Origin of the sequence: Streptomyces sp. ISL-12 (genome assembly GCF_018614415.1) — a bacterium.
GTDB lineage: Bacteria > Actinomycetota > Actinomycetes > Streptomycetales > Streptomycetaceae > Streptomyces.
In genome coordinates this window covers 1-10091 of sequence record NZ_JAGGOO010000188.1, presented here as the reverse complement: position 1 = coordinate 10091, position 10091 = coordinate 1, and the positions used below count along the sequence as shown (strand labels likewise).

Below are 10091 nucleotides of genomic sequence, written 5' to 3'. Positions count from 1 at the left end.
TCCAAACGACAGGCCCTAGAAGCGACGGGACCGCGACACGCCCCCACCACAATGGACCCCATGACTACCCCCACCGTCGGCTTCGACCTCGACATGACCCTGATCGACTCCCGCCCCGGCATCCACGCCTGCTACCTGGAACTCTCGGCGCGAACCGGCACCCACGTCGACGCCGACCTCGCGGTCACCCGCCTCGGCCCGCCCCTGGAGCAGGAGCTGGCCCACTGGTTCCCGGCGGAGCGGCTCGCCGCCACCGCCGACCTCTACCGCTCGCTGTACCCGGAGTACGCCATCGCCGCCACCCCCGCCCTGGCCGGCGCGGCGGAGGCGATCGCGGCCGTACGGCGGGCCGGCGGGCGGGCGATCGTCGTCACCGCCAAGTACGAGCCCAACGCCAAGCTGCACCTGGACCACCTCGGCATAGAACCGGACGCGGTCATCGGCGACCTGTGGGCGGAGCAGAAGGCCGTCGCGCTGCGCGAGCACGGCGCCGACGTCTACGTGGGCGACCACCTCGGGGACATCCGGGGCGCCCGCGCCGCCGACGCGTACTCCGTCGCCGTCGCCACCGGCCCGTACGGCGTCGACGAACTCCGCGCGGCCGGCGCCGACACCGTACTGGCCGACCTCACGGAGTTCCCGGCCTGGCTGGACTCCTACCGGGAGGGTTCCGCCGCGGCCCGCGCCTGACGCCGCCCCGCCGCGATCGACCGGAGCACCCCCGCCCCGGCGATCAGGAAGCCGAGCCCCATGAACATGCTCAGTCCGAACATGTACGTGGGGAACGGCGTCGTGCCCAGGAACAGCGGGGCCACCGTGACCATCGTGGCCACGGTGCCGATGAAGAAGACGATCGCACCGGCACGGATCAGCCGGTCGCCCGGCGCGGCGGAATTCGTTTGGGTTTGTTCACGCACCCGACCAGGGTAGTTCCCGACCCGAGGGAACGACCGGGGGACGTCTTGTCACCGGCCCGAAGACCATTAGCCTGGGTACCGGCGGGTCCCATGACCCGCCCGAGTGCTATCAAGAGCAGTTTTCCGACGAGTACGAGGACGAGGACAGACGTGCCTACCGGCAAAGTCAAGTGGTTCAACACCGAGAAGGGCTTCGGCTTTCTCTCCCGTGACGACGGCGGTGACGTCTTCGTCCATTCCTCGGTCCTCCCCGCCGGAGTCGAGACCCTGAAGCCGGGCCAGCGCGTGGAGTTCGGCGTGGTCGCCGGCCAGCGCGGTGACCAGGCGCTGTCCCTGACGCTGCTCGACCCGGCCCCGTCCGTCGCGGCGGCCCAGCGCAAGAAGCCGGACGAACTGGCCTCGATCGTCCAGGACCTGACGACGCTCCTGGAGAACATCACGCCGATGCTGGAGCGCGGCCGTTACCCCGAGAAGACGGCCGGCAAGAAGATCGCCGGCCTGCTGCGGGCGGTCGCGGACCAGCTCGACGTCTGAATCACCTACGGGAAGCGCAGCGCGTCGGGGCCGAGGGCCGGTACCAGTCCCTCGGCCGCCGCCCGGGTCAGCAGCCCGCGGATCGCCGCGTAGCCGTCCTCGCCGAGGTCGGCGGTGAACTCGTTGACGTAGAGCCCGATGTGCTGGTCGGCGACGGCCGGGTCCATCTCCTGGGCGTGCTCCATGACGTACGGGCGGGAGACCTCGGGGTCGTCCCAGGCCGCGCGGACGGACGCACGGACCGCGTCGGCCAGCCCGGTCAGGGCCTCGGCGCCCAGGGACCGCTTGGCGATGATCGCGCCGAGCGGGATCGGCAGCCCGGTCGTCGCCTCCCAGTGCTCGCCCATGTCGGCCAGCTTGTGCAGCCCGTAGTTCTGGTACGTGAAGCGCGCCTCGTGGATGACGAGGCCCGCGTCGACCTTCCCGTCCCGCACGGCCGGCATGATCTCGTGGAACGGCATGACGACGATCTCGCCGACCCCGCCGGGCACGGTGTCCGCGGCCCAGAGGCGGAAGAGGAGATACGCCGTCGACTTCTCGCTGGGCACCGCGACCGTCCTGCCGCGCAGGTCGGCACCGGCCTCGCGGGTCAGCACCAGCGGGCCGCAGCCCCGGCCCAGCGCGCCGCCGCAGGGCAGCAGGGCGTACTCGTCGAGGACGTACGGCAGCACGGCGTACGACACCTTCAGCACGTCGTACTCGCCGCGCTCGGCCATGCCGTTGGTGAGGTCGATGTCCGCGAACGTGACGTCGAGGGCGGGGGCGCCGGGGACGCGGCCGTGGGCCAGGGCGTCGAAGACGAAGGTGTCGTTGGGGCAGGGGGAGTACGCGATCCGCAGCGTGTCACTGCTCATGGCAGGCATGGGAGTCATGGGGGTCATGGGGGTTCCAACTCTCCAGGGCGGGGGTGAGCTTCCCGAAGGCGTCCGTCAGGGCCGCCAGCGCGTCGCCGATGCGCCAGGCGGCGCGGTCGCGGGGGCCGACGGGGTTGGAGACCGCGCGCAGTTCCAGCACGGGCGTGCCGTGCGCGGCGGCGGCCTCCGCGACGCCGAAGCCCTCCATGGCCTCGGCGAGGGCCCGGGGGTGGCGGGCGCGGAGCAGGCCGGCGCGGGCGGCGGTGCCGGTGACCGTGGAGCCGGTCAGGACGGTGCCGGGGCGGGCGCCGGTCGCGGCGGCGACCGTACGGACCAGATCGGGCGGCGGGCGGTGGGTGACCGTGCCGAAGCCGAGGTCGGTGACCGGCAGGAAGCCGTCGGCGGTCTCGGCGCCCAGGTCGGCGGCGGTGATCTCGTCGGCGACGACGAGGGAGCCGACCGGCGCGTGCGGGGCGAAGCCGCCGGCGATGCCGGCCGAGACGACCAGGGCGTAGGGGCGGCCCGCCAGGGCGGCGGCGGTCAGCGCGGTGGCGGTCGAGGCGGCGGCGAGGGCGGGGCCGACGCCGGCTGCGAGCAGGTCCCAGCCCTCGTCCGCGTGGTGCAGGGCCGCGCCGGGCAGGGGCGTCTCCCGGACCGGGCCGGGAAACGCCCCTGCCACCGCGTCCCGTTCGGCGGGGACCGCGGTGGCCACCAGGATGCGTACGGCGGACGTGGTCAGTCGTCCTTCTTCAGCTCGAAGGCCCACACGCCGGTGAACGTCTGGCCGCCCTCCTTGCCGTTGCCGGCCACGACGGCGACCTTGGTGGAGTCGCCCTGCGCGCCGTACTGGGCGTTGAAGAACACGCTGCCCGGGACCGTGCGGTAGGTCTTCTTGCTGTCCTCGGTCAGCGGCTGACCGTTCATCAGGATCGTCCAGCGCTTGTCGGCGATGTCCGGGTCCACCCCGAAGCGCACCGTCTCGTCCGGGTCCACCGTGATCGTCTCGATGTCCTCGGACTGGAGGCACTTGGTCAGGTCGGCGGTCTTCAGGGCTTCGTCGCCCTCGCCGCCACAGGTGGCCTCGGAACTGATCGAGTCGCTGCCGACGGTGATGGTCGACAGCGGCGTCGGCTTGTCGCAGGCCGACAGGACGAGCAGTCCGGCGGATACGGCGCCGGCGGCGGCGACGGCACGGCGGCGTCGCACAGCGCGGTGTCCGAGAGCGGCTGCGCCGCGGGGCAACGTGGTCATGGGCGAAGGTTATCGGGCCCTTATCACCAGCCGCCCACCTGGGTACGGCGTGCCGTCCCCGCCGGTACGACATGCCGTCCCCGCCGGGTACGACATGCAGTCCCCGCCGGGTACGACCTGCAGTCCCCGCCGGGTACGACATGCAGTCCCCGCCGGGTACGACCTGCAGTCCCCGCCGGGTACGACCTGCCGCGCTCACGCCACCCTCGACCGCCGGCCCCCGTACCGGGCCGAGCCGACCAGGCCCCGTACGGTGCCCAGCCAGCCGGCGGCGACGATCGCGGCGCCCACCGCCAGGCCGAGGGTGCCGTTGAGCGGCAGGGCGATGCCGACCGCGCCGCCCGCCACCCAGGCCATCTGGAGCAGCGTCTCGGCGCGGGCGAACGCGGAGGTGCGCACCAGCTCCGGCACGTCCCGCTGGATCAGCGCGTCCAGGGACAGCTTGGCCAGCGCCTGCGCGGACCCGGCGACCGCCGCCAGACACGCCACCAGCACCGCGCCGAAGAACACGGCGGCCACCGCCGCCGCGGCCAGCACACCCGCCAGGACCGTCACGATGATGATCTCCGGCGCGCGGGAGCGCAGCCAGGCCCCCACCGCCGTGCCCAGCGCGTTGCCGGTGCCCGCCGCGACGCCGACGATGCCCAGCGACACCGCCGCGCTCTGGCCGGTCATCGGGTGCTCGCGCAGCAGGAACGCCAGGAAGAAGATCAGGAAGCCGCTCAGACAGCGGACGGCGGCGTTGGCGGCCAGCGCGTGGGTGACGGCGGCGCCGACCGTGCGCAGCCCGGGGCGCTTGACCGGCCGCCGGTGCGGGCCGTGCAGGTGGGCGCTGTCGGCGGCGAGCAGCGCGGTGGCCTCGCCCTTGGCCGAGTCGACCTCGCGGGGCAGCGTGAAGGAGAGGACGGTGCCCGCGGCGAAGATGACGAAGGCGCCGTACAGCGGCCAGCGCGGTCCGATCTGCTGGAGCCCGGCGCCGATGGGGGCGGCGACGCCGGTGGCGAGCAGGCCGCCGAGGGTGACCCGGGAGTTCGCCTTCACCAGTGAGAAGGCGGGCGGCAGCAGCCGGGGCACGACGGCGCTCCTGACCACGCCGTACGCCTTGGAGGCGACCAGCACGCCGAGCGCCGCCGGGTACAGCTCGATGCCGCCGCTGATCACCGCGCCCGACAGCACCAGGGCGAGCAGCGCGCGGGCCGCCATCGCGGTGGCCATCGCCGCCCGGCGGCCGTGCGGGACGCGGTCCAGGAGCGGGCCGATCACCGGGGCGAGGAGGGTGAAGGGGGCCATGGTGATGGCGAGGTAGAGCGCGACCCGGCCCCGAGCCTCGTCGGTCGGTACCGAGAAGAAGACCGTGGAGGCGAGGGCGACGGTGATCATGACGTCGCCGGCGCCGTTCACGCCGTGCAGCTCGATCAGCTTGCCCAGCCCGGACTCGCCGGCGCCGTGCGCGTGCGTCACCCGCCGGATGCCCCGGGCCGGGCCCGTCACCGGCAGGTGCAGCGCGCGCCCGACCGCGCGGAAACGCCCGGGACCGCGTCCCCGGCCCCCGTCCTTCAGGTCCGTCCGTTCCGTGCGTGCGGCTGCCACCCCGTCATAGTGCCCCGCGAGACGGGGGAGTAGAGCTGTCATCGGGCGGATGGAGCTGATCGGGTCGGGTGGGGCGGGGCCGGGCGGCGGGTGCGTGGCGGGTGTGCGGTGGGCGGGCGGCGGGCGGGAAACTCCCGCCGGTGTCCCCCGTCGGTGTAGGCCCAGCGAAGCTGAGCAGGTAGCGTGCGTAGCGCGTCGTGGCGAACGTTCTCGGCCGCGCGCCTCACAGTCATCCCGCAGAATGGATGACGTAGGTGCGCCCGAGCGCGTCGGGCGCGGACGTCGACGCGGTCCCCGGGTCCGCTCCGTCCGTCCCCCGCCGGCAGTGGCGCACCCGTGAGACGGCGTATGGAGAGAAGCGATACCTGTGAGCGCAGCGACAACGCGAAGCCGCACCCCTGACCGCCTGTGCGCCGAGGCCGTCGACCTCGCCAGGACGGCGGCCGAGGAGGCCGCGGCGCCCGGTGTGGTCGGCGAACACGCCGGGCTGGTCGCGGAGGGTGACCGCGTTGTCACGCACTACTTCGCGTGCATGGAGCTCGGGTACCGCGGCTGGCGCTGGGCGGTGACGGTGGCGCGGGCCTCCCGCGCCAAGATCGTGACGGTGGACGAGGCGGCGCTGCTGCCCGGCCCGGACGCCGTCCTCGCCCCCGAGTGGGTGCCGTGGAGCGAGCGGCTGCGCCCCGGTGACCTGGGCCCCGGCGACCTGCTGCCCACCGACGCGGAGGACCTGCGCCTGGAGCCGGGCTGGTCCGGCGAGGACGAGCCGCCGCCGAACTCCGTCGTCTCCGAGCAGATGGCCGAGCTGGCGGAGGCGGAGGACGCCGAGGTCACCGGCGGCTCCCCGGCCGAGCAGGCGGTCACCCCGCCGCGCGGCACGATCGCGGCGGTCGCCGACGAGCTGGGGCTGCGGCGGGCGCGGGTGCTGTCGCGGTACGGGCTGCACACGGCCGCCGACCGCTGGGAAGAGGCGTTCGGCCCGAAGACGCCGATGGCGCAGGCGGCGCCCGCGGCCTGCGTGTCCTGCGGGTTCCTGCTGCGGATCGGCGGCTCGCTCGGCCAGGCGTTCGGAGTCTGCGCGAACGAGTTCTCGCCGGCGGACGGGCGGGTGGTGTCGCTGGCCTACGGGTGCGGCGGGCACTCCGAGGCCGCGGTCATGCCGAAGCCGCCGCAGCCGGCCGCGCCGGTGATCGACGAGACGCGGGTGGACCCGTTCCCGCTGCGGCCGACGGCTGACGCCGGGTCGGTGCCGGTCGCCGACGACGTAGCGTCGGCGGATCTGGGGCATTCTTGACTTGCTCCTCGGGCTGAAGCCCGGGGATTCTGGCCTTCTCGTCCGTTGCTGTGCCGCTACGCGGCACAGGGTGGGGGCGGGAATCCGTGGCTTCCTGTTTCTTCGCGTTGTGCCAGAGCGGGTTCTGGTCTTATCGGCGCTCCGCAGGCTGTCACCGCCAGTCCGGCGGCCGTTTTGACGTTCTTCGCGGCGTTGTGGTCGCGGTCGTGGACGGTGCCGCAGGCGGCGCAGGTCCATTTTCGTACGTGCAGGGGCTTGGGGCCGTCCTTGGCGCCGCAGGCGGAGCAGATCTGGCTGGTGGGCTCGAACCTGTCGATCTTCACCAGCTGCCGTCCGTACCGGGCGGCCTTGTACTCCAGCATGGTCACGAACTGTGACCAGCCCGCATCGTGCACGCTTTTGGCCAGTCTGGTGCGCGCCAGCCCCGACACCGCCAGGTCCTCCACCGCGACCGCTTGGTTCTCGCGGATCAGCTGTGTGGAGAGCTGGTGGTGGAACTCGCGGCGCGCGTCGGTGACCTTCGCGTGGGCGCGGGCGACCTTCGTGCGGGCCTTGTCGCGGTTTTTGGACCCTTTCTGTTTGCGGGACAGCTCCCGCTGGGTCTTCTTCAGTTTCTTCTCCGCGCGGCGCAGGAACCGGGGGGAGTCGATCACGCGGCCGTCGGAGAGGACGGCGAAGTGGGTCAGGCCGAGGTCGATGCCGACGGCCTGGCCGGTGTCCGGCATCCGGGCGGCGTCGGCGGCGGGATCGGTGTCGATGACGAAGGAGGCGAAGAACCGGCCGGACGCGTCCTTGATCACGGTGACGGAGGTGGGGGCGGCGGGCAGGGTGCGGGACCATTTCACCTTCACCGCCCCGATCCTGGGGAGGTTCAGCCGTCCGCTGCCGGTGATCGACCAGCGGGCGTTGGCGGTGAACCGGATGGACTGCCGGCTGTCCTTACGGGACTTGAAGCGAGGCACGCCCGTCTTCGGGCCCTTGCGGGTGCCCTTGAGAGAGGCGAAGAAGTTCTTGTAGGCGGTCTCGGCGTCACGCAGGGACTGCTGGAGGACGACGGCGGAGACCTCGCCCAGCCAGGACCGCGCTGGTGTCTGCTTGGCCTGGGTGATCAGTTTCTTCGACAGTTCGCCCGCCGACGGGTATGTCCCGCCCTGCGCGCGGGCGTCCTCGCGGGCGCGCACCGCGTCGTTGAAGACGACGCGGGCGCACCCGAACGCCCTGGCCAGCGCGGTGCGCTGGCCGGTGTCCGGGTACATCCTGAAGGCGTACCGGAGCCGCATGGCCGCCACTGTAGATACTTGGATTATGGGTGAAATGCAGAAGATCAGAACTGGTCGGCACTGCGTTTTCGTGATTCATGTGCACTTGGTCTTTGTGACCAAGTTCCGGCACAAGGTGTTCACCAGTGCTCATCTGGCCCGCATGGAGGAGATCATGCGGTCGGTGTGCACGGACTTCGAGTGCGAGCTGGTGGAGTTCAACGGCGAGAGTGATCACCTGCACCTGCTGGTGCACTTCCCACCCAAGGTTGCCGTCACCAAGCTCGTCAACTCCCTCAAGGGCGTCTCCTCCCGGCGCCTGCGTCAAGAGTTCCCCGACCTGGTGCGGCACTACTGGCGGGCCAACAAACTGTGGTCGGGTTCCTACTTCGCCGGCACCGTCGGCGGCGCACCCCTGTCCGTCGTGAAGCAGTACATCGAACAGCAGAACCGGCCGGTGTGAGCCCTGCCCAGCTCCGCCGGGCCTGATGCGGCGACGCTCCGCGTCGCCGTCACCGGAATCGCTTCACCCCCGGCCTGAAGGCCGGAGCACTGCGAATGAATCCCGGTAGCGGCCAGCCGGGTGCGGGGCGGTGTCTGGGGCCGCAGTCGGGCGGCAAGCGGCGGTGCGGGAGGAGCCCAGCCCCTCCTGTGGCAGAAGGTCGGCGGTTTGGGCCCGGCACGCGACGGCGGATCGCATTCACTCGCCCAGGGTGAGCTCCCACCGATACCGGGAAGGGCGGTCGCTGCGATTTTCGCTGATTTCTGGCTCACGCCTCCTGGCGTGCATGTGCGCGTTTACGGTGGTAAGTGACGCAGCGCGAGTGTGCAGTCGCACAGAGGCATCGCCTGTGGTGTGGGGTGCCGTGGTGGGGCGTACGGACAGGCGCTGGGCACAACTCCGTAAGCATGACGAAGGGGCGCGAGATGGCAGCCGAGGCGGAGGCGGGTGAGCTCACGGGTGGAGCGGACGAGTCGGGGTGGGAGGTGGACCCGGACGATGAGTGGGGCATGGCGGTCATCACAACCGTGGGGCGGCAGTTGAAGCTGCGCAGGGAAGCGGCTGGGATGCGCGCTGCCGAGTTCGCGGAAGCTCTCGGCTACGGCGAGGACCTGGTTTACAAGGTTGAGGGCGGAAAGCGGATCCCTCGGCGGGGGTACCTGATCGCGGCAGACGAGGTGCTGAGTGCAGACGGACATGTCGCGGCCATGTGGGAGGACGTGAAGAAGGTCCGGTACCCCAAGACGATGCGGGATCTGGCGCGGAAGGAGGCGCAGGCGGTCGAGCTGACCGCGTACGGCACTCATAACCTCCACGGTTTGTTGCAAACACCTGACTATATGCGCGCTTTGTTCGAGATGCGACGGCCGGCGCACTCACCCGATCAGGTGGAGCGGCTGGTCGGTGCGCGTATGGCCCGAAAGTCGATTTTCGAGCGGGACCCTGCCCCCGAACTGTGCTTTGTCCAGCAAGAGTCGACCCTCAGGCGCCCCCTTGGAGGCAAACTGGTGCTGGGCCGTCAGTTGGAGCACCTCTTGGAGCTCGGACGGATGCGGAACGTGGAGATCCAGGTGATGCCGACTGCGCGCACGGTCCATGCCGGCATGGGAGGGGAGATCCAGGTACTCAAGTTCGCTGACGGCACGGCAGTCGGCCGAGCCGAGGGTGAGTTCGGGAGCCGCCCTGTCTCTGAGTTGAAGCATCTTCGGATCATGGAACTGCGGTGTGGCATCATCCGGGCTCAGGCTCTCTCGCCGGAGGAGTCGTTGGCTTTCATCGAGAAACTGCTAGGGGAGACATGATCCACAAGACCGCTGCCGAGGACGACTCGCCGCTGCGGTGGTTCAAGAGCAGCTACAGCGACAGCAGCAACAGCAACGAGTGCGTCGAGGTCGCGACCGCGCTCGGCGCGGTGCACGTCCGCGACTCCAAGAGTGCCGAAGGGCCCCGACTGGGGTTTGCCCCAGCCGCGTGGACGTGTTTCGTGCCCTACGCGTCTCAACGGTGACCACGGTTGCATGGTCCGCCTGCTACTCCAGAAGCAGGCGGACCAGCTGGTCCAGCTCCTCGGCATCCGGTGATGTTGCGATGACTGAACGAACCACCTGGCGCAGCTTCACATAGTTCTTGGACTCATCCAGGTCCAGGGCCGCGATTCGATCACTTTCTGCGGCACCAAGTTCTGCGATACGCTGGTGTCCGCTGTTTGAGGAATCAAATCGCGGAATAGGCAACTCCCACACAACCTTGTCGATGTGCCGTTCATCCTTCCCGTAGGACATCAGAGGGCGCACCACTTCAGTAAGGGCGGGTGTGTTAAGGATGGCGCACAAGTGCATGCCTTCCTCGCGGCTTGCGACCGTGCCCCAATAAGAGGTCATCTCATGTGGT

General features: G+C 70.9%; 12 protein-coding genes and 1 pseudogene. 6 read left to right on the top strand and 7 right to left on the bottom strand.

Features of this window, described 5'->3' with window-relative positions:
* Positions 1–60: 60 nt before the first annotated feature.
* Positions 61–690, top strand: a complete 630-nt coding sequence (locus J7I94_RS36790) for an HAD family hydrolase (RefSeq protein WP_251076283.1) — start codon at positions 61–63, stop codon at positions 688–690.
* Here J7I94_RS36790 and J7I94_RS36785 read toward each other — a convergent pair.
* Complete coding sequence (locus tag J7I94_RS36785) at positions 657–917, bottom strand: hypothetical protein (protein WP_215174547.1); 261 nt, start codon at positions 915–917, stop codon at positions 657–659. The two genes, J7I94_RS36790 and J7I94_RS36785, sit on opposite strands and share 34 nt — an antisense overlap.
* A gap of 150 nt (positions 918–1067) precedes the next feature.
* Between J7I94_RS36785 and J7I94_RS39150 the strand changes: the two genes are divergently transcribed.
* Complete coding sequence (locus J7I94_RS39150) at positions 1068–1451, top strand: cold-shock protein (protein ID WP_215174546.1); 384 nt, start codon at positions 1068–1070, stop codon at positions 1449–1451.
* A gap of 5 nt (positions 1452–1456) precedes the next feature.
* Here J7I94_RS39150 and J7I94_RS36775 read toward each other — a convergent pair whose 3' ends face one another.
* From J7I94_RS36775 to J7I94_RS36760, 4 genes are all read right to left on the bottom strand, one after another.
* Positions 1457–2305 carry a 1,4-dihydroxy-6-naphthoate synthase gene (locus J7I94_RS36775; protein ID WP_215174545.1) on the bottom strand — a complete coding sequence of 283 codons (849 nt, stop codon included), beginning with the start codon at positions 2303–2305 and terminating at the stop codon, positions 1457–1459.
* On the bottom strand, positions 2295–3071 hold the full coding sequence (locus J7I94_RS36770) for a futalosine hydrolase (protein ID WP_308114846.1): 777 nt from the start codon (positions 3069–3071) through the stop codon (positions 2295–2297). Before J7I94_RS36770 ends, J7I94_RS36775 begins: the two co-directional genes overlap by 11 nt.
* The gene (locus tag J7I94_RS36765) at positions 3041–3556 is read right to left on the bottom strand and encodes a DUF2771 domain-containing protein (protein ID WP_215174544.1); all 516 of its coding nucleotides are present in this window, start codon (positions 3554–3556) and stop codon (positions 3041–3043) included. The genes J7I94_RS36770 and J7I94_RS36765 overlap by 31 nt, the downstream gene beginning before the upstream one ends.
* A 195-nt stretch (positions 3557–3751) precedes the next feature.
* Positions 3752–5146 (bottom strand): MFS transporter, encoded by a 1395-nt coding sequence (locus J7I94_RS36760; RefSeq protein WP_308114844.1) that lies wholly within the window; start codon positions 5144–5146, stop codon positions 3752–3754.
* A gap of 367 nt (positions 5147–5513) precedes the next feature.
* Between J7I94_RS36760 and J7I94_RS36755 the strand changes: the two genes are divergently transcribed.
* Positions 5514–6440, top strand: a complete 927-nt coding sequence (locus J7I94_RS36755) for a DUF3027 domain-containing protein (RefSeq protein WP_215174541.1) — start codon at positions 5514–5516, stop codon at positions 6438–6440.
* Between the two features lie 56 nt (positions 6441–6496).
* On the opposite strand, the gene J7I94_RS36750 is transcribed toward J7I94_RS36755, so the two are convergent.
* On the bottom strand, positions 6497–7720 hold the full coding sequence (locus J7I94_RS36750) for an RNA-guided endonuclease TnpB family protein (RefSeq protein ID WP_215174539.1): 1224 nt from the start codon (positions 7718–7720) through the stop codon (positions 6497–6499).
* A gap of 25 nt (positions 7721–7745) precedes the next feature.
* Here J7I94_RS36750 and tnpA point away from each other — a divergent pair, with 25 nt between their 5' ends.
* The 3 genes from tnpA to J7I94_RS36735 all read left to right on the top strand — a co-directional run bounded on the left by tnpA (position 7746) and on the right by J7I94_RS36735 (position 9708).
* On the top strand, positions 7746–8162 hold the full coding sequence (tnpA, locus tag J7I94_RS36745; protein WP_215174537.1) for an IS200/IS605 family transposase: 417 nt from the start codon (positions 7746–7748) through the stop codon (positions 8160–8162).
* Between the two features lie 464 nt (positions 8163–8626).
* Positions 8627–9502: a helix-turn-helix transcriptional regulator gene (locus J7I94_RS36740; protein WP_215174535.1), complete on the top strand. Its 876-nt coding sequence runs from the start codon at positions 8627–8629 to the stop codon at positions 9500–9502.
* Entirely contained in the window at positions 9499–9708 is a 210-nt protein-coding gene (locus tag J7I94_RS36735; RefSeq protein WP_215174533.1) for a DUF397 domain-containing protein, read from the top strand. Before J7I94_RS36740 ends, J7I94_RS36735 begins: the two co-directional genes overlap by 4 nt.
* Before the next feature lie 22 nt (positions 9709–9730).
* On the opposite strand, the pseudogene J7I94_RS36730 reads toward J7I94_RS36735, so the two are convergent.
* Positions 9731–10091 (bottom strand): annotated as a pseudogene (locus tag J7I94_RS36730) (hypothetical protein); the annotation flags it as partial.

Coding starts and splice junctions, on each gene's coding strand:
- J7I94_RS36790 (WP_251076283.1), top strand. CDS start 61: ATGACTACCCCCACCGTCGGCTTCGACCTCGACATGACCCTGATCGAC.
- tnpA (WP_215174537.1), top strand. CDS start 7,746: ATGGGTGAAATGCAGAAGATCAGAACTGGTCGGCACTGCGTTTTCGTG.
- J7I94_RS36740 (WP_215174535.1), top strand. CDS start 8,627: ATGGCAGCCGAGGCGGAGGCGGGTGAGCTCACGGGTGGAGCGGACGAG.
- J7I94_RS36735 (WP_215174533.1), top strand. CDS start 9,499: ATGATCCACAAGACCGCTGCCGAGGACGACTCGCCGCTGCGGTGGTTC.
- J7I94_RS36775 (WP_215174545.1), bottom strand. CDS start 2,305: ATGAGCAGTGACACGCTGCGGATCGCGTACTCCCCCTGCCCCAACGAC.
- J7I94_RS36750 (WP_215174539.1), bottom strand. CDS start 7,720: ATGCGGCTCCGGTACGCCTTCAGGATGTACCCGGACACCGGCCAGCGC.
- J7I94_RS36765 (WP_215174544.1), bottom strand. CDS start 3,556: ATGACCACGTTGCCCCGCGGCGCAGCCGCTCTCGGACACCGCGCTGTG.